The following is a 16315-nucleotide window of genomic DNA, read 5'->3' as shown; positions in this document are numbered from 1 at the left end:
GGGCTTCGGATCGATTGCGGGAGAACCTGATTCGATCAGGATGCCGAAGCACCGAGATCCGCGAGCGGATGCGCCTCGTCGCGCCACGGCGAGGCGAGAAAATGCTGCACGCGTTGCGCCGTGACGGCGTCGAGCGTCGCGGGCGACCAGCGCGGCGAGCGATCTTTGTCGACGAGATGCGCGCGTACGCCTTCGCAGAAGTCGCCTTCCTCGATCGATTGGCTCACGATGCCCAGTTCCATGCGGAAGCTCTCGGCGAGCGTGATCTCGCGCCCGCGCAGCAGGGCTTCGCGCGTGACTTCGAGCATAGTTGGCGAAAAATGCGCGAACGCGTCGAGCGTGGCTTCGAACCATGCGCGTTCGCTTTCGCTGTGCGAGTTGCGGGCGAGGTCGGCGCGCAATGAGGCAACGATCTCGATCACGCGTTTGTCGCGCGTGAAGTGGCGCGCCACGAGCGGCTCGATTGCGGCGATGGCGCTGCGCGCTACGTGGTCGTCATCTGCGTTATCGCCCGATGCCGTGAAGACATCGCGCAGCGTTGCGAGCGTATCGCCGGACCATTGCGCCCGCGCGAGCCGCGCTTCGTAAGCGCCGAGCCATTCGGCGCCCACGCACGCATCGGCGAGACCGCAATGCACGGCGTCGGTGCCCGTGAGCATCGCGCCCGTGAGGCCCACGTACAGTTCCATTTCCACGGGCAGGCGCGCGAGAAAATGCGTGGCGCCCACGTCGGGCACGAGACCAATGCGCGTTTCCGGCATCGCGATCTTCGTGCGCGGGGTCGTTACGCGCAGCGCTGCCGCCTGGCCGAGCCCCATGCCGCCGCCCATCGTCACGCCGTCGAGCAGCGCCACGACCGGTTTGTCGAACGTATGCAGCGCGTAATCCAGCCGGTATTCGTCGACGAAAAACTGCCGCCAGCCTTGCGCGCCATCGCGCTGCTCCGCGCGCGCCAGTTGATACAGCGCCCGCACGTCGCCGCCCGCGCAAAAGCCCTTCGGACCCGCGCCTTCCAGCACGAGCGCGACGATGTTCGCGTCGCCGCGCACGCGTTCGAGCAGCACGGCGATCTCGCGCACCATCGCGTGCGAGAGCGCATTGAGCGCGGCCGGGCGATTGAGCGTGACGATGGCCACGCCGTTGACCACGCGATACAGCACGTGCGGCGCCTCGCCGGTTTCCGGTTGGGCGAGCGCCGCAGCGGTCGATGCATTCATGGATTCGAACTCCGTATTCATTTTCTATTTCGGTCAGCGCAATTCAGGGAAGTCGTCTTCCCAGTATTCGTCGGGTTCGCGCGCGAGTTCCGCGCCGCGCTCCATTTCGCGGCGGCGCAACTCCACCCGGCGAATCTTGCCCGAGATCGTTTTCGGCAGATCGCTGAACTGCAGGCGGCGAATGCGCTTGTACGGCGCGAGTTTTTCGCGCGAAAAGCGGAACACCTCGCGCGCGAGATCGGGGCCGGCCTCGTAACCCTGGCGCACGATCACGAACGCCTTCGGCACCGAAAGCCGCAGCGCGTCGGGGCTCGGCACCACGGCCGCCTCCGCGATCGCCTCGTGCTCGATCAGCACGCTCTCGAGTTCGAACGGGCTCAGCCGGTAGTCGGACGACTTGAACACGTCGTCGGCGCGGCCCACGTACACGAGATAGCCGTCGTCGCGGCGCATCGCGACATCAGAGGTGTGATAGTAGCCGTTGCGCATGGCGTACTCGCTGGCCTTCGCGTTGTTCGCGTAGCCCGTCATCAAGCCGAGCGGCCGGTGACTCAGCGGCAACGCAATTTCGCCCTCGCTCGCGGGCTGATCGTCGGCGTCCACGAGTTCCACGCGATACCCGGGCAGCGGCCGGCCCATCGAGCCGGGCACGACCGGCTGGCCCGGCGGGTTGCCGATCTGGCAGGTGGTTTCGGTTTGCCCGTAGCCGTCGCGGATCGTGATGCCCCACGCTTTGTGCACGCGCTCGATGATCTCGGGATTGAGCGGCTCGCCCGCGCCCACGATCTCGCGCAGCTTGACGTCATAGGTCGCGAGCGGCTCCTGCACGAGCATGCGCCACACCGTGGGCGGCGCGCAGAGCGTGGTCACGCCGTATTGCACGAGCGCGGCGAGCGTGTCCTTCGGCGTGAAGCGCGCGAAGTTGTAGACGAACACGCAGGCCTGCGCATTCCACGGCGCGAAGAAGCAACTCCACGCGTGCTTGGCCCAGCCGGGCGAGCTGATGTTCCAGTGAATGTCGCCGGGCATCAGGCCAACCCAATACAGGGTCGAGAGATGGCCGACCGGATAGCTCTCGTGCGTGTGTTCGACGAGCTTCGGCTTCGAGGTCGTGCCCGAGGTGAAATAGAGCAGCAGCGGATCGCTCGCGCGCGTGGGGGCGTCGGGCGTGAAGTCCGCGCTGGCTTCGTAAGCGCGTGACAGATCGATCCAGCCGTCGCGCTGCGCGCCCACGGCAATGCGCTGCACTGGCGCGTCGAGCGTGTCGAACTTGCCGAGTTCGGCGGCATCGACCACGACATAGCGCGCGCCGCCCGCTTCCACGCGCTCGCGCACGTCGTCGGGGGAAAGCTGCGTGGTGGCGGGCAGCACGATGGCGCCGAGTTTCATCGCCGCGAGCATGACGTCCCACAACTCCACGCGATTCGGCAGCATCAGCAGCAACCGGTCGCCGCGGCCCACGCCCTGCTCGCGCAGGAAATTCGCCATGCGCGACGAACGCTCCGACATCTGCGCGTACGAGTAGCGCGTACCGCCGTCGGCGAGATCGTCGACGATCCATAGCGCGGGCGCGGGGTTGTCGCGCGCCATCACGTCGAAGTAATCGAGCGCCCAGTTGAACGTGTCGAGTTGCGGCCACGCGAACGTCTCATAGGCGCGCGCGTAGTTGGTGCGATGACGCAGCAGCAGATCGCGTGCGTCGATGAAGGCCTGCGCGGAAGGGGTGAAACCGTTCATCGCTGTCTCCAATCCAGTAGAGCCTGGGTTGATCGAATGGCTCTGATTTTTATTGTGGATTCCGAATGATCCGCCGATAGCGTTTACAACTGCCGCGCGATCACCATGCGTTGTACCTCGCTCGTGCCTTCGTAGATTTGCGTGATGCGCGCGTCGCGGTAATGGCGCTCGACCGGGTAATCGTTGAGAAAACCATAGCCGCCATGAATCTGAATGGCGTGCGAGCACACTTCCTCGGCCATTTCCGAAGCATAGAGCTTCGCCTGCGAAGCCTCTGACAAACACGGCTTGCCCGCCGAGCGCAGGCGCGCCGCGTGATGCACGAGATGGCGCGCGGCGTTGATGCGCGTATGCATGTCCGCCAGCATGTTGGCCACGCTTTGATGCTTGACGATGGGTTCGCCGAACTGCACGCGCTCGTGCGCGTAGGCGCGCGCCGCGTCGAAGGCCGCGCGCGCGATGCCGAGCGCCTGCGCCGCAATGCCGATGCGGCCGCCTTCGAGATTCGCGAGCGCGATCTTGAGCCCCTCGCCGCGCTGGCCGAGCAGATTGGCCTCGGGAATCGTGCAATCGACGAGCGAAATCGGGCAGGTGTCCGACGCGCGAATGCCCATCTTCTTCTCGGCCGGGCCCACATTGAAGCCCGGCGTGTCGGCGGGCACGACGAATGCCGAAATGCCGCGCTTGCCCGCTTCCGGGTCGGTCACCGCGAACACGATGGCGACACCCGCGCGCGAAGCGTTGGTCACGAACTGCTTGTTGCCATTGAGCACCCACTGGCCGTCGCGCAATTCCGCGCGCGTGCGCAGATTGTTCGCCTCGGAGCCCGCCTGCGGCTCGGTCAGGCAGAACGCGCCAATCAGCTCGCCGCTGGCGAGCTTGCCCAGCCAGCGGTCTTTTTGCGCGTCGGTGCCGAATTGCAGGATCGGGCCGCAGCCCACGGAGTTGTGCACGCTCACGAGCGTCGCGCACGAGGCGCAGCCCGCGGCGATCTCTTCCATCGCGAGCGCATAGGCGATGTAGTCGGTGTACGAGCCGCCCTGTTCAGCCGGCACGATCATGCCGAGAAAGCCCAGCTCGCCCAGTTGCGCGACCACGTCGTCGGGCAATTTGCCTTCACGGTCCCATTGCGCCGCGTTGGGCGCGAGCCGTTCGCTCGAGAAGTCACGCGCGGCGTCGCGGATCATCCGCTGATCGTCGGTCAAGAAATCGTCCATTGGTGTCTCCTTCCGGTGTCTTGCCCATGCACTGTGGCGTGCCGCAGCCCGGGCTGCAAGGCTTGCGAAAAGTTTAGGCATGGCCGCCGCCGCATTCGATGCCCGACTCGATCAAACCGGCTGATCGGATTTACCATACCGTTCATGGAAACCCTTAGCAGAGCGCCAGCGTGCAATCTCCAAAATCCGCTGAGATGAGCGAAAAAGGCACGATCGCGATAAGCCTCGTCAACGAGACGCTGGCCCGCGCCCGCGACGGCGGCCTGAAAGTGACCGCGCTCGCGCAGGCGGCCGGCATCGCGCCCGACCTGCTCGACGCGCCCGAGGCCCGTGTGAGCGCCGCGCAGTACGGCGCGCTGTGGTCGGGCATCGCGCGCGCACTCGACGACGAATTCCTCGGCCAGGATTCGCACGCGATGAAATCCGGCAGCTTCATCGCCATGACGCACGCGGCGCTCGGCGCGCGCAGCGGCCGCCAGGCGCTGCAACGCGCGGTGCATTTCATGCGGCTCGTGCTCGACGACCTGGCCGCCCAGATCGACGTCGATACCCAGCGCGTGCGCGTCACGCTCGTGCATCGTCCCGGCACGGCCACGCCCACGCTGTTCGCCTATGCCACGTGGTTCATCCTCGTCTACGGCTTGCTGTGCTGGCTCGTCGGGCGGCGCATTCCGCTGATCGCGGCGCGCTTTCGCTGCCGCGCGCCAGCCGCCGCCGCCGAGTATCAGCTGATGTTTTGCGACGACATGGTGTTCGATCAGCCGGAGTCGTGGTTCGAACTCGCGCCCGCCTTTCTCGACCTGCCCGTGATCCAGACGAGCGACACCGCGCGCGCGTTCCTGCGCAACGCGCCCGGCAACTTCGTCGTGAAGTACCGTCACGCGGGCTCGTTCGCGGCGCGCGTGCGGCGCACGCTGCGCGCGCTGCCCGCCACCGCGTGGCCCGACGCGGACGCCATCGCGCAACGCCTGCACGTCGCGCCCGCCACGCTGCGCCGCCGCCTGCGCCAGGAGGGTCATAGCTGCCAGTCGATCAAGGACGAACTGCGCCGCGATCTGGCGGTGGCGGCCCTGCGCGACACCGGCCGTTCCGTCGCCGATATCGCGGCTTCCGTCGGGTTCGCGGAGCCGAGCGCGTTTCATCGCGCATTCCGCAAATGGACCGGCCAGCGCCCCGCCGAATGCCGCGCCGCGCAGAGCCGCGCCGAGGCGCACGCGGACGCCCGCTGACATGGCGAGATGCCTTTCGAATATCGAGATGCGACCTATACTTTTTAGGGTTACCCCTGACAGGAAAGGCCTTGCCATGAACACCCTATCGCGTGTCGTGCTCGGCGGCCTCGCCGCGGCGTGCTGTTTCACGTCGGCCGCGGCGCTGGCGCAACCGTACAACGCCCAGGGACCGCTCACGCGCGCCCAGGTGCGCGCCGAGCTGATCGAATGGCTGCAGGCGGGCTACGATCCGCTCGACTGGATCGACTACCCGCAGAACGCGCAGCAAGCCGGCGCCATCGTCGCGCAGCGGCGCGCCGCGCGGGCGGCGGCCGGCGCGCCCGGCGCCATGGCTCCCGCGCAGTGATCCGGGCGTAATTCGCGCGTGATCGCAGCGTGACGCGGTTTTCACCCGGCATCGGAACATGAGGTATGCCGCTGCCGGGCGGCGCCGTGCCCGGCGTTTCCCGCGCCACGTTCCGCGCGTTTTCACCGCCGTTTTTAGCACGCCTTTCACCGACGATTCGCGCTGCCCGCGCCGCCAGACCGCGCGCGCCACGCCTTGCGCCGCGCCCGCCGCCCCGCCGCTCACCCTGTTGTTCCCCTTCCACGCTCGGGCCCGCTTGTCGGCGCGCGGCGGACAATTGTTTACAATCGCGCCCGTAGCCACGCGCCCCGCCGCGCCGATTACAAACAACAAACCACCAAGCACAACCGCTCGACTCTCAAGGGCCCGATCTACATGGACGCGATCAAACGCTATTTCGGTTTCGAAGAAGCAGGCACCAACCTGCGCACCGAACTGCTCGCCGGTTTCACCACCTTCCTCACGATGGCCTACATCATCTTCGTGAACCCGGCCATTCTCGGCGATGCCGGCATGCCGAAGGAGAGCGTGTTCGTCGCGACCTGCCTCGTGGCGGCGATCGCCTCGATCATCATGGGTCTCTACGCGAATTACCCGATCGCGCTCGCGCCCGGCATGGGCCTGAACGCGTACTTCGCGTACGCCGTGGTCAAGGGCATGGGCTTCACGTGGCAGGCCGCGCTCGGCGCCGTGTTCATTTCCGGCTGCCTGTTCTTCATCGTCACGTTGCTGCGCGTGCGCGAGGCGATCATCACGGGCATTCCGCATTCGCTGCGCGTGTCGATCACGGCGGGTATCGGCCTCTTTCTCGGCATCATCTCGCTCAAGACCTCGGGCGTGATCGTCGGCAGCCCGGCCACGCTCGTCGAGCTCGGCAATCTGCACGATCCGCACACGATCCTGTCGATCATCGGCTTCTTCGCGATCGTCACGCTCGACGTGCTGCGCGTGCGCGGCGCGATCCTGATCGGCATCGTGCTGGTCACCGTGCTGTCGTTCTTCTTCGGCGGCAACCAGTTCCACGGCATTTTCTCGGCGCCGCCGTCGATCGCGCCGACCTTCCTGCAACTCGACATCAAGGGCGCGCTGTCCACGGGCGTGCTCAACGTGATCCTCGTGTTCTTCCTCGTCGAACTGTTCGATGCGACCGGCACGCTGATGGGCGTCGCGAACCGCGCGGGGCTGCTCGTGCACGGCAAGATGCACCGCCTGAACCGCGCGCTGCTCGCGGACAGCACCGCGATTCTCGCGGGTTCGGTACTCGGCACCTCGTCGACGACGGCGTACATCGAAAGCGCCTCGGGCGTGCAAGCGGGCGGCCGCACCGGCCTGACCGCCGTCACCGTGGCCGTGCTGTTCCTCGCCTGCCTGTTCGTCGCGCCGCTCGCGGGCGTGGTGCCCGGCTACGCCACGGCACCGGCGCTGCTCTACGTCTCCTGCCTGATGCTGCGCGAACTCGCCGACCTGCCCTGGGACGACGCCACCGAAGTCGTGCCCGCCGCGCTCACGGCGCTGGCCATGCCGTTCACCTATTCGATCGCCAATGGCGTGGCGTTCGGGTTCATCTCGTACGCGGGCCTCAAGCTGCTGACGGGCCGCTTCCGCCAGGTCAAGCTGATCGTATGGGTGATCGCCGCCGTGTTCCTGTTCCGGTTCTTCTATCTCGGGAACGCGTAAGCGCGCAGGAAAAAGGGTGGCCTCGCGCCACCCTTTTTTTGTTGAGCGCCGGTCGGGCGCCGCGGCGCAAAACCCCCGCTGCGTCAACGGTTGCAGCCGTGAAACTGCGTGCGCGCCCGCGACCTCCTTATCATTAGAAAAACATCGCCAGATTCCCCCAGAGGAGCCGTCCCGTGGCCACATTCCCCGCCGCATCGGAACGCTATACCCGCCCTGCCGTTTTCTTTCACTGGATCATCGTCGTACTCATCGCGCTCGCGTATCTCGCGATCGAGATTCGCGGGCCGCGCGGCTCGGCCAACCGCGAGCTGTGGTCCAACGTGCACTTCTGGTGCGGCACGCTCGTGCTCTCGCTGGCCGTGCTGCGCCTGCTGTGGCGCCTGTGGCACGGCGCGCCCGCCGAAGTCGATTCGAACCGCGTGCTGCGGTTTCTCGCGCGCCTCGTGCATCTCGCGCTCTATCTGTTCATCTTCGTGCAGCCGTTGATGGGCATTCTGATGATCAACACGGGCGGCCATCCCGTCACGCTCGCCGGGCTCGGCTGGGACATCACGCTGGTCGGCCCCGACCCGGCCGCGCGCAAGTTTTTCCACAACGCGCACGTGCTGATCGGCAACGCGTTCTACTGGGTGATCGGCATTCACGCGCTCGCCGCCATCGGCCACCACGTGGTGATGCGCGACAACACGCTGCGCCGCATGATGTGAGGCGCACAAACGCAAGCCGCGCCTGAAAGGCGCGGCATGAGTCATCGAGGTGATACGCGTGGCCCGCCGGCAAAAATGGCGCGGGCGGGCGTTTAGCGTGGCTGGAACGGCGCGTTCAACGCGATGTCAGGCGGCGTGAGCCTGCACGAAACGCACGTAACCGCTGCGCAGCACGAGACACTGCGCACGCGTGTCCGAGAGCAGCCGGCGCGCGCAGGCTTCGATACGATCGCGATGATGATCGAAGGCGGTCAGCATGTCCTCGGCGCGCGTGGATTCCGCGCCGAAGTGATCCTCCAGCGCGGCTGCCGTGATCGTACATTCCACCCTTTCTCCATCGATCATGGCCGGGAACGCCAAGGTCAGTGCGCCGCCCAGGTATGCGGGCGCCTCATTCGGAAACAGGATCTGCATAGGAGTAGCCTCAGGTGGAAGGTGAACGGGCCGCGTTATCGCGTTCGCGTGCCCCAACTTCGTGCAGGACGAGCAGTGCGAGTCGTGCGGATCGACATCGGCCAATGCGCAACGTCATACGTTTGCGACAGCTGATTGGATTCACTTTAGACGAGTTCACGCGACCCGCAAGCCCGTCTTTGTCACACCCGTGAAATCACGGGGGCGTAGGAACCCCGCCCTTATTTTTTATCGCATTCGTGCGGCAGCGAACGGAACCCGCGCGGGCTTTGCCATCACGGCATGGCGGTCTCAGCGACGATTGAAGCGAGCTTTGGCTCGGCTTTGGCTCGGCTTCAACCCGGCTTCGACCCGGCTTCAACCCGAATAGTCACGCGCGCCCGATTCGGTACGATGCAGGAATGCGCGCGCGCACATCGCCCCTTCGGGCCGAATGTTGCGCCGCAGCGGCTTCATCATGGACTGGAGACACGAGTGACCCGACGCCCCGTCACGCCGCCCGACGCGGCCCGCGCGGACGCGATCGCGCAAGCGCACGCGCGTTCGCGCGCGCTCGGGCTGCGCACCGGCGAAGCGCCCGAATTCGACGCGCTCGCGGCCGTGGACCTGCGCGAACTCATCGACACCAACCGCACGCTCTATCACCAGGCGCGCCCCGTGATGGACGCGCTGCACGCGCAGATCGTCGATACGCAAAGCATGGTGCTGCTCACCGACCGCAACGGCGTGATCCTGCACAGTCTCGGCGACAGCGACTTCGACGAGAAAGCGCGCCGCGTCGCGCTGCGGCCCGGCGTGTCGTGGTCGGAACAACATCGCGGCACCAATGCGATCGGCACGGCGCTCGCGGCGGGCACGCCAACCACGGTGCATGCCGGCGAGCACTTTCTGCGCGCCAATCACAGTCTCACGTGCTCGTGCGCGCCCATCGCCGACCCGTACGGCCGCACGCTCGGCGCACTCGACGTGAGCGGCGAATCGCTGGGCGTTCACAAGCACACGCTCGCGCTCGTGCGCATGTCGGCGCAAATGATCGAGAACCATCTGTTCAACATCGAATTCGCCAACGCGGTACGCCTGCAATTCCATGCGCGCCCGGAATTCATCGGTACGTTGTACGAAGGATTGGCCGCTTTTTGCGCCGATGGCACCCTGCTCTGCGCGAACCGCAGCGCGCTGTTCCAGTTCGGCGCGCCGCTCGCCGACTTGCAGCAGCGCGAGTTCGCCGCGCTGTTCGGCCAGCCGTTCGCGGCGTTCATGCAGCAGGCCGTGCGCGCGCCCGGCGAACCGCTCACGCTCACCTTGCCGAGCGGCGTGCGCGTGATTGCGCGCGCCACGCCCACGGCGGCCATGCTGGCGCGTTCGCGCTCGTCGGGGGTATCGGCGGTATCGGCGCTAGCCGCGCTGCCGTCCACACTTGCCGATAAACCCGCACGCAGCGCCGCGCTCCCGCTACCGACGCTCGCCGATCTCGATACCGGCGACGCGCGCCTCGCCGCCGTGCTCGAGCGCGTCGCGCGCGTGCGCGGCCGCGACATTCCCGTGCTCGTGCTCGGCCGCACGGGCACCGGCAAGGAATGGCTCGCGCGCGCCCTGCACCGGGATTCGCCGCGCCGCGACGCGCCGTTCATCGCGCTCAACTGCGCCGCCTTGCCCGACACGCTGATCGAAGCGGAGTTGTTCGGCTACGAGGACGGCGCCTTCACGGGCGCGAAGCGGCGCGGCAGTGCGGGCAAGATCGCGCAGGCCGAAGGCGGCACGCTATTTCTCGACGAGATCGGCGACATGCCGCTCGCGCAGCAAGTGCGCCTCATGCGCGTGCTGCAGGATCGCGCCGTGGTGCCGCTCGGCGGTACGCGCGCGATGCCCGTGGATGTGCGCATCGTGTGCGCGACGCATCGCGATTTGCGCGCGATGATCGCCGAAGGCACATTCCGCGAAGACCTCTATTACCGCATCAACGGGCTGGTGGTGACCTTGCCGCCGCTCGCCGAACGCACCGATCTCGACGCGCTGGTCGAACGCGTGCTCGCGCTCGTGCGCCGGGACGTGCCGGGTGCGCCCGCGCAACTCGCGCCCGCCGTGCATGCATGTTTCGCGCGCTGCCGCTGGCCGGGCAATCTGCGGCAATTGTCGAGCGTGCTGCGCACGGCGGCGATCATGGCTGAAGGCGAGCGCGTGATCGACATGACGCATCTGCCCGAGGACTTCCTCCACGACTGCGATATGGCCAATGCCAACGCGCTGCCCGCGCTCGCGGAGTCCGCCACGGCGGACGCCGCTCGAACCGAAACGCCCACGCGTCTCGACGTCTGGCAATCGCGTCTCATCGAGGAAACGCTCGCGCGGCACGACGGCAACGTCTCGGCGGCGGCGCGCGAACTCGGCCTCGCGCGCAACACGGTGTATCGGCACATGCGGCAACGGCGCTGAGGTCGGCGTGCATCACCGTGCGTCGGGGCCTGCCGCGTGAATTACCCGTGCGACGCAAGGTAAACTGGGCGCTTCGCTTTTTTTGCCGCGCCCGCTCATGGCCCCCGCCTCGTCTTCACCGGAAACCGGATCTCCCGTGCCGCTCGTGCGCGTGGAACCGCTCGGCCGCACCTTCGACGCGCCACCCGAGCTCACGCTGCTCGAAGCGGCGGCGTTCGCGGGCATCCGGCTGCCGCGCTCGTGCCGCAACGGCACCTGCCGCACCTGCCAATGCCGCGTGCTGAGCGGCGAGATTCGCTTCACGATCGAATGGCCCGGACTGAGCCGCGAGGAAAAGGCGGAAGGCTACGTGCTGACCTGCGTGGCCGTCGCACTCACCGATCTCGTGCTCGATGTGCCCGAAGCCGAACTGATCTAACGCCCGGCTAAGCCTTGCCTGCATGCAAAACGGCCCGCGATATCGCATCGCGGGCCGTTTTGTTGTTGCATGAGGGTGCCGTCTAGCGACGACAGCGGCTTACTGGCCGCCGAAGTACACCGACTGCGGACCCGTGCGCGCCGCTTCCGACACGTAACGGCCACCCGACGCCGACGAGTTGCTCACGCCGCCGAACGAGCCGTCGTTGCGCGTGACCACGGGCGCGCTGTCTTGCGCACCGGCCGCCTGGTTGTGGCTCGTTTGCTGGAATTCGACGAGTTGCGCGCGCACCTGATCGCGCGTCAGACCCTGGTCGGCTTGAGCGAAAGCGGCCAGCGGCGCAGCGAAGGCAACGGTAAGAGCAGCAGCTTTGATGATCGACTTCATGATGAAAACCTCCGATTTATTCGACTTCGATGCGCAACGACGGTGCGCAGCCTTGACTGCCCGGCCTGCCTCCCGGCCACGTGGCGGGAGTCAAGCTGTGAGGCGATTCTAGGCAAGTCGTCAAAGCGGATACAGGCTGTTTCGGACGAATTGTAATTACCGAATTCGCAACAATGCCTTGCGGGATATTCCGCTAATGAGGGCCCGAAGGCAGAGGATAGACGCACTTGATTGGTATCGTGCGCTGCAACGCCAAAAATCGAGTTTTGTCGATTGTTGCTGCCAGAGAAACACTGAATTTGCTTTCTAAGTATTTACCCTAGGTCAAGGGAAGCCTACATTAGCGACATGGACGACGCTACGACGTCGGACCAATCAACAAAATATCGGAGGTTGTCATCATGAAGTCGCTCATCAAGGCAGTTGCCATCGCGGCCCTCGTCGCCGTGCCCGCCGTGTCGTTTGCACAAGCCCAAACCCAGCAGCCCGTGACGCGCGCCCAGGTTCGCGCCGAACTCGCGCAACTGCGCGCTGCCGGCTACGACCCGAGCGACTGGATGCACTATCCGGACAACATCCAGGCTGCCGAAGCCCGCGTCCAGGCCGAGAAGGCGAATTCGGCCTACGGCCCCTCGACGAGCGGCACGTCGCAGTCGGGACAGTAAGTCGTGAACTGGCGCTGAACCTGGCGCCGGTCGCTAAAAAGCATCAGGCCCGCCCTCGAAAGAGAGGCGGGCCTGATGCTTTTGAGGCTTGTGAATTCTTGGGTCGATGTGGGGGACTTGCGCCGTGCGAGGTCGGGCGGCGCACCTAAAACGCCGCGCCGCGTTCATCGACATCGCTCAATGGCCGTGACCGCCGCCGCCGTGGCCACCGCCATGACCGCCACCGCCGCCATGGCCACCCGGCCCCCACGGGCCGCCACCACCGCCATGCCAGCCGCCGCCGTGGTCGCCGTGCCAACCGCCGCCGCCGTGCCAGTCGTGATGATCGTGGTCGTGCCAGCCACCGCCGCCACCGCCATACACGCCGATCGCCACGCCGCCATAAGCCGGCGCCGCGTAGCCCGGCGCATAACCGCCATCGTAGTAGCCGGGCGCGTACGCCTGGTCGTAGCCATAACCGTAGCCGGGGGCCACGGCACACCCGGCAAGGAGCGCCAACGCGCTCGCCGCAAGAATCGATTTGAACATAGCGAACTCCCCTTTCTTATTCGTAAGAAAAGGGAAGCCGCGTTAAGTTCTTGCCGAATTGTGAGCGCGGGTTACGTCTGTAACCGCGCAACACACAGATCGCCGATGGGGGTGTCGTGTCGATGTCGATCGCGCCGCGCATTGCGCCAGGAACGCGCCAACGCCGCGCGAGGCGCGAGCGCCATTCAGCCGCGACGGCCCATCGCCTCGGTGATTTTCTGATCCGTTTTGTATTGGCTCAACGAATACACCGCCCAGATCGCGGCCGGAATCCAGCCGATCAGCGTGATTTGCAGAATCAGGCAGATGATGCCCGCGATGGGGCGCCCGATGGTGAAGAACAGGAGCCAGGGAAGGATGAGCGCAATCAGCAGACGCATCGTGGGCGTGACCTCGCAAGTGGAAAGTGGATCAGTTGACGGGCGCGAATCGCGGCACGAGCGCGCCTTCGAATTCGACGAGTTCGAAGAAGACCGAGGCGGGCCGCGTCCAGATCGTGCCGTTCGCGGAACGATAAACGATCATCGTGACAGTCGGATCCGATTCGAGCGTTGCCTCGCAGACCAGCTCGTAAATACCGCCCTTGTAGTGCCTGTAGCGCACCATCGCGTTCTCCCAGCAAGTGCGCAAACGTTTTGCGCGACTCGTTAGTGTAGCAACGGATCGGGGGCGCGTGGACTCGCTTACTTCGCGCGCGAGCGGCGCACGGGCGGCGCGGCGCCGCAAATGAGCGCGACGCCGGCTGCGGCCGTGGCCCGCAGCGTCGCGCGGGCGTCGCCGGCGCGCGCGCGCAACGCCGTGCTCTGCAACAGCGCCGACGCAAGCCGCGCGAGCACGGGCACGCTGGCATCGGCGGGCAATTCGCCCTGCTCGACGGCCAGGCGCAAGCGCCGCTCGAATGCCTTGTCGAAACTGCGCAAACCGGCGGCCAGCTGTTCGCGCACGGCGGGATCGTTGACGGCTTCCACCGCCGCCGTGCCGACCAGAAAGCAGCCGCGCGGCGCTTCATTGGCCGGGAAATACCAGGCGAGCGCGCCGTCGAATACCCGCATGAGCGCGTCGCGCAGCGGCAAGGCGCCGTCGAGCGAGCGCTCCATCGCCGCGCGGCCCGTGGCCACGTAACGTTCGACCGCTTGCAGATACAGCGCGTGCTTGTCGCCGAACGCGCCGTACAGGCTCGGCCGGTTCATGCCCGTGGCGGCGCTCAGGTCGTCGAGCGAAGTGCCCGCATAGCCGTTGCGCCAGAACGTGTCGCGCGCGCGGGCGAGCGCTTCGGCCGGATCGTAAGCACGCGGGCGCCCGCGCGGGCGGCTATCCTTTTTTGTACTGGATTGCATAGAAATATTGGTTGAGCTGATTTTTGTTCAATATAGTACAAAAAACAAAACCCCAACCGGCGATACGTCAACCCTCCGGAGGACGACAATGGATCTTTACTTCGCGCCGCTCGCCTGCTCGCTCGCCACACGCATCGCGCTCTACGAAGCCGATGCCGATGCCGACACGCCCATCAATTACATTCAGGTGGATACGTCGAAGAAAACCGTGGTCACGGGCAACGCCGCGGGCAGCGACTTCTTCGGCATCAACGCCATGGGCCAGGTGCCGGTGCTGCGCGAAGACGACGGGTGGACGCTCACCGAAAACGCCGCCGTGCTGCCCTACGTTGCCGACCGCTTTCCCGCCGCGCGGCTCGCGCCGCCCGCGGGTACGCGCGAGCGCGCCCGGCTGCATCAATGGCTCGGCTTTATCGGCACGGAATTGCACAAGGGCGTGTTCGTGCCGCTGCTCGCACGCGAGACGGACGAGGCCGTGAAAGCGTACGCCCGCGCGAAAGTGCCGCGCCGCTTCAATCTGCTGGAACACCATCTGGACACGCGCCTGCATCTGCTCGACACCTTCAGCGTGGCCGACGCGTATCTCGTGGTCGTGCTCAACTGGGCGCCGTTCGTGGGCGTCGACCTTTCGCAGTGGGAAGTGCTCGCGGACTACGCGCGGCGCGTGCGCGAACGGCCCGCCGTGGCGCGGGCTTTCGCCGACGAATACGAGCTGTTCCGGCGCGCGCGAGCCTCATGACACGGCGCGTGACAGCCGTATGACGACACGCGTGACGCGTTGACACCACACCGGTGCCACGCGATTTTTGGCCAGATGCGTGGGTAATTTTGTCGTGCGATAACACCACGATCGTCACACCTTTGCCGGAGCCGCGCATGGCCACGCTCGAAGCGTTTCGTATCGTCCTCGACGATCCGCATACGCCTGAAATCATCCGCAATCACGTCATCGATTCGCTGCAGTACGCGCTGCGCAATCACGGCGACGTGTTCGCCTCGAAAGAAGTCGAATGGCTGGCCACGTGGGACGACGCGCGCATTCCGCTCGCCGCCTCGAAGGAACTGCAAAAGCGCGTCGAGCAAACCACGCGTTGATCGACCTTCGGTCGATTCGACATCGTTCACCCGCTCGCCACCGAGCCCTTATTTGGCGCTCGCAAACACCGCCTTGAGATCGCGTCCCGCGCGCGCACGCGCCTGCTGCACCACCCGCTCTTCGAGTTCGGCGAGATGCGCGCGCATGGTGTCGAGCGCCGTAGTCAGATCGCCCGCTTCGAGTGCCGCGATGATCTGCTCGTGCTCCTCGGGCGCGCACATGGACGCCTTCGACGGATCGAACAACGCCTTGTAAAGCTCCGTTTTCGCCACGAGTTGCGCGAGCGCGTCCACGAGCGGCGCGCCGCCCGCCTGCCCCGTCAAGAGTAGATGGAACTGGCCCGCGAGGCGCACCGCGTCGTCCACGCGGCCTTCGCGCAGCGCCTTCTTTTCGCTGCGCACGTGCGCCGCCAGCGCGCGCTTCTTCGCAGCGCCGAGCACGCCGCACAGGCTCACCATCACGCCCGCTTCCGCCACCTGTCTCGCGCGATACACCGCGCGAATATCCGCTTCCGAAGGCGACGGCACGAACGCCCCGCGGTTCGGTTCGAGCACGAGCTTGCCCTCGAAGCCAAGCCGCGCCAGCACTTTGCGCAACGCGCCGCGCGTGCAGCCGAACGCCGCCGCCAGCTCGCGCTCGACCAGTTGCTGCCCCGGCGCGAGCTTGCCTTCGAGCAACGCCGAAGAGATCGACGCATAAACGAGCGCTTCGACCTGCGAGGTGTCTTCGTCGAGAGTTGGCGCGGCGGCGGCAGTGCGGGAAGTTTTGGCCATGGAGCGACAGGCGAGCGGGATCAGGCAGGCATTGTAGCGAGCCGCCGCGCCGCGTGGGTGCCGTATTCATATGCCCGCGCGCATGCTGGCGATAGCGCGAGTCACCCGAATTGTTGACAATTTTATCTTAC

The 16315-nt window shown here is 66.3% G+C and carries 19 protein-coding genes; 9 read left to right on the top strand and 10 right to left on the bottom strand.

The genetic code is table 11. The features are described from left to right. Nucleotides 1-35 precede the first annotated feature (35 nt). The 3 genes from FAZ98_RS20010 to FAZ98_RS20000 all read right to left on the bottom strand — a co-directional run bounded on the left by FAZ98_RS20010 (nt 36) and on the right by FAZ98_RS20000 (nt 4171). Nucleotides 36-1217: an enoyl-CoA hydratase/isomerase family protein gene (locus FAZ98_RS20010; protein WP_158953129.1), complete on the bottom strand. Its 1182-nt coding sequence runs from the start codon at nt 1215-1217 to the stop codon at nt 36-38. Nucleotides 1218-1250: 33 nt separating this feature from the next. After that, complete coding sequence (locus FAZ98_RS20005) at nt 1251-2954, bottom strand: AMP-binding protein (RefSeq protein ID WP_158953128.1); 1704 nt, start codon at nt 2952-2954, stop codon at nt 1251-1253. A gap of 83 nt (nt 2955-3037) precedes the next feature. Further along, nucleotides 3038-4171: an acyl-CoA dehydrogenase family protein gene (locus tag FAZ98_RS20000; RefSeq protein WP_158953127.1), complete on the bottom strand. Its 1134-nt coding sequence runs from the start codon at nt 4169-4171 to the stop codon at nt 3038-3040. A gap of 194 nt (nt 4172-4365) precedes the next feature. Between FAZ98_RS20000 and FAZ98_RS19995 the strand changes: the two genes are divergently transcribed. The 4 genes from FAZ98_RS19995 to FAZ98_RS19980 all read left to right on the top strand — a co-directional run bounded on the left by FAZ98_RS19995 (nt 4366) and on the right by FAZ98_RS19980 (nt 8133). Beyond that, the gene (locus FAZ98_RS19995) at nt 4366-5400 is read left to right on the top strand and encodes an AraC family transcriptional regulator (RefSeq protein WP_158953126.1); all 1035 of its coding nucleotides are present in this window, start codon (nt 4366-4368) and stop codon (nt 5398-5400) included. 76 nt (nt 5401-5476) lie between these two features. Continuing rightward, complete coding sequence (locus FAZ98_RS19990) at nt 5477-5749, top strand: DUF4148 domain-containing protein (protein ID WP_158953125.1); 273 nt, start codon at nt 5477-5479, stop codon at nt 5747-5749. A gap of 375 nt (nt 5750-6124) precedes the next feature. After that, nucleotides 6125-7426 (top strand): NCS2 family permease, encoded by a 1302-nt coding sequence (locus FAZ98_RS19985; RefSeq protein ID WP_158953124.1) that lies wholly within the window; start codon nt 6125-6127, stop codon nt 7424-7426. Between the two features lie 173 nt (nt 7427-7599). Further along, entirely contained in the window at nt 7600-8133 is a 534-nt protein-coding gene (locus FAZ98_RS19980) for a cytochrome b (RefSeq protein WP_158953123.1), read from the top strand. Between the two features lie 126 nt (nt 8134-8259). Here FAZ98_RS19980 and FAZ98_RS19975 read toward each other — a convergent pair whose 3' ends face one another. Further along, entirely contained in the window at nt 8260-8547 is a 288-nt protein-coding gene (locus tag FAZ98_RS19975; RefSeq protein ID WP_158953122.1) for a DUF1488 family protein, read from the bottom strand. A 474-nt stretch (nt 8548-9021) separates the two neighbouring features. On the opposite strand from FAZ98_RS19975, the gene FAZ98_RS19970 reads away from it, so the two are divergent. After that, nucleotides 9022-10980 carry a sigma-54-dependent Fis family transcriptional regulator gene (locus FAZ98_RS19970; protein ID WP_158953121.1) on the top strand — a complete coding sequence of 653 codons (1959 nt, stop codon included), beginning with the start codon at nt 9022-9024 and terminating at the stop codon, nt 10978-10980. A 97-nt stretch (nt 10981-11077) separates the two neighbouring features. Further along, nucleotides 11078-11398: a 2Fe-2S iron-sulfur cluster-binding protein gene (locus tag FAZ98_RS19965; protein WP_158953120.1), complete on the top strand. Its 321-nt coding sequence runs from the start codon at nt 11078-11080 to the stop codon at nt 11396-11398. Between the two features lie 99 nt (nt 11399-11497). Here FAZ98_RS19965 and FAZ98_RS19960 read toward each other — a convergent pair whose 3' ends face one another. Then, on the bottom strand, nt 11498-11785 hold the full coding sequence (locus FAZ98_RS19960; RefSeq protein WP_158953119.1) for a DUF4148 domain-containing protein: 288 nt from the start codon (nt 11783-11785) through the stop codon (nt 11498-11500). A 401-nt stretch (nt 11786-12186) separates the two neighbouring features. Here FAZ98_RS19960 and FAZ98_RS19955 point away from each other — a divergent pair, with 401 nt between their 5' ends. Beyond that, nucleotides 12187-12450 carry a DUF4148 domain-containing protein gene (locus FAZ98_RS19955; RefSeq protein WP_158953118.1) on the top strand — a complete coding sequence of 88 codons (264 nt, stop codon included), beginning with the start codon at nt 12187-12189 and terminating at the stop codon, nt 12448-12450. A 177-nt stretch (nt 12451-12627) separates the two neighbouring features. Here FAZ98_RS19955 and FAZ98_RS19950 read toward each other — a convergent pair whose 3' ends face one another. From FAZ98_RS19950 to FAZ98_RS19935, 4 genes are all read right to left on the bottom strand, one after another. Beyond that, complete coding sequence (locus FAZ98_RS19950) at nt 12628-12978, bottom strand: hypothetical protein (protein ID WP_158953117.1); 351 nt, start codon at nt 12976-12978, stop codon at nt 12628-12630. A gap of 185 nt (nt 12979-13163) precedes the next feature. Next, a complete protein-coding gene (locus tag FAZ98_RS19945) occupies nt 13164-13358 on the bottom strand; it encodes a YqaE/Pmp3 family membrane protein (protein ID WP_158953116.1) in 195 nt (64 codons plus the stop codon). Between the two features lie 31 nt (nt 13359-13389). Further along, entirely contained in the window at nt 13390-13584 is a 195-nt protein-coding gene (locus FAZ98_RS19940) for a DUF1653 domain-containing protein (protein ID WP_158953115.1), read from the bottom strand. A gap of 77 nt (nt 13585-13661) precedes the next feature. Continuing rightward, complete coding sequence (locus FAZ98_RS19935) at nt 13662-14315, bottom strand: TetR/AcrR family transcriptional regulator (RefSeq protein ID WP_158953114.1); 654 nt, start codon at nt 14313-14315, stop codon at nt 13662-13664. An 88-nt stretch (nt 14316-14403) separates the two neighbouring features. Here FAZ98_RS19935 and FAZ98_RS19930 point away from each other — a divergent pair, with 88 nt between their 5' ends. Next, nucleotides 14404-15054 carry a glutathione binding-like protein gene (locus FAZ98_RS19930; RefSeq protein ID WP_158953113.1) on the top strand — a complete coding sequence of 217 codons (651 nt, stop codon included), beginning with the start codon at nt 14404-14406 and terminating at the stop codon, nt 15052-15054. A 137-nt stretch (nt 15055-15191) separates the two neighbouring features. After that, a complete protein-coding gene (locus FAZ98_RS19925) occupies nt 15192-15410 on the top strand; it encodes a hypothetical protein (protein ID WP_158953112.1) in 219 nt (72 codons plus the stop codon). A 48-nt stretch (nt 15411-15458) separates the two neighbouring features. Here FAZ98_RS19925 and FAZ98_RS19920 read toward each other — a convergent pair whose 3' ends face one another. Then, nucleotides 15459-16184: a GntR family transcriptional regulator gene (locus FAZ98_RS19920; protein WP_158953111.1), complete on the bottom strand. Its 726-nt coding sequence runs from the start codon at nt 16182-16184 to the stop codon at nt 15459-15461. Nucleotides 16185-16315: the final 131 nt, after the last annotated feature.

It is taken from the genome of Paraburkholderia acidisoli, assembly GCF_009789675.1.
GTDB classification, from domain to species: domain Bacteria; phylum Pseudomonadota; class Gammaproteobacteria; order Burkholderiales; family Burkholderiaceae; genus Paraburkholderia; species Paraburkholderia acidisoli.
Note: the sequence above shows the minus strand (reverse complement) of the source record. Positions and strands in the feature narration are given on the sequence as shown.

Excerpts from the sequence above, each read along its gene's own strand:
- FAZ98_RS20010 (WP_158953129.1), bottom strand. The coding sequence starts at position 1,217 with ATGAATGCATCGACCGCTGCGGCGCTCGCCCAACCGGAAACCGGCGAG.
- FAZ98_RS20005 (WP_158953128.1), bottom strand. The coding sequence starts at position 2,954 with ATGAACGGTTTCACCCCTTCCGCGCAGGCCTTCATCGACGCACGCGAT.
- FAZ98_RS20000 (WP_158953127.1), bottom strand. The coding sequence starts at position 4,171 with ATGGACGATTTCTTGACCGACGATCAGCGGATGATCCGCGACGCCGCG.
- FAZ98_RS19995 (WP_158953126.1), top strand. The coding sequence starts at position 4,366 with ATGAGCGAAAAAGGCACGATCGCGATAAGCCTCGTCAACGAGACGCTG.
- FAZ98_RS19990 (WP_158953125.1), top strand. The coding sequence starts at position 5,477 with ATGAACACCCTATCGCGTGTCGTGCTCGGCGGCCTCGCCGCGGCGTGC.
- FAZ98_RS19985 (WP_158953124.1), top strand. The coding sequence starts at position 6,125 with ATGGACGCGATCAAACGCTATTTCGGTTTCGAAGAAGCAGGCACCAAC.
- FAZ98_RS19975 (WP_158953122.1), bottom strand. The coding sequence starts at position 8,547 with ATGCAGATCCTGTTTCCGAATGAGGCGCCCGCATACCTGGGCGGCGCA.
- FAZ98_RS19965 (WP_158953120.1), top strand. The coding sequence starts at position 11,078 with ATGGCCCCCGCCTCGTCTTCACCGGAAACCGGATCTCCCGTGCCGCTC.
- FAZ98_RS19960 (WP_158953119.1), bottom strand. The coding sequence starts at position 11,785 with ATGAAGTCGATCATCAAAGCTGCTGCTCTTACCGTTGCCTTCGCTGCG.
- FAZ98_RS19955 (WP_158953118.1), top strand. The coding sequence starts at position 12,187 with ATGAAGTCGCTCATCAAGGCAGTTGCCATCGCGGCCCTCGTCGCCGTG.
- FAZ98_RS19950 (WP_158953117.1), bottom strand. The coding sequence starts at position 12,978 with ATGTTCAAATCGATTCTTGCGGCGAGCGCGTTGGCGCTCCTTGCCGGG.
- FAZ98_RS19945 (WP_158953116.1), bottom strand. The coding sequence starts at position 13,358 with ATGCGTCTGCTGATTGCGCTCATCCTTCCCTGGCTCCTGTTCTTCACC.
- FAZ98_RS19940 (WP_158953115.1), bottom strand. The coding sequence starts at position 13,584 with ATGGTGCGCTACAGGCACTACAAGGGCGGTATTTACGAGCTGGTCTGC.
- FAZ98_RS19935 (WP_158953114.1), bottom strand. The coding sequence starts at position 14,315 with ATGCAATCCAGTACAAAAAAGGATAGCCGCCCGCGCGGGCGCCCGCGT.
- FAZ98_RS19930 (WP_158953113.1), top strand. The coding sequence starts at position 14,404 with ATGGATCTTTACTTCGCGCCGCTCGCCTGCTCGCTCGCCACACGCATC.
- FAZ98_RS19925 (WP_158953112.1), top strand. The coding sequence starts at position 15,192 with ATGGCCACGCTCGAAGCGTTTCGTATCGTCCTCGACGATCCGCATACG.
- FAZ98_RS19920 (WP_158953111.1), bottom strand. The coding sequence starts at position 16,184 with ATGGCCAAAACTTCCCGCACTGCCGCCGCCGCGCCAACTCTCGACGAA.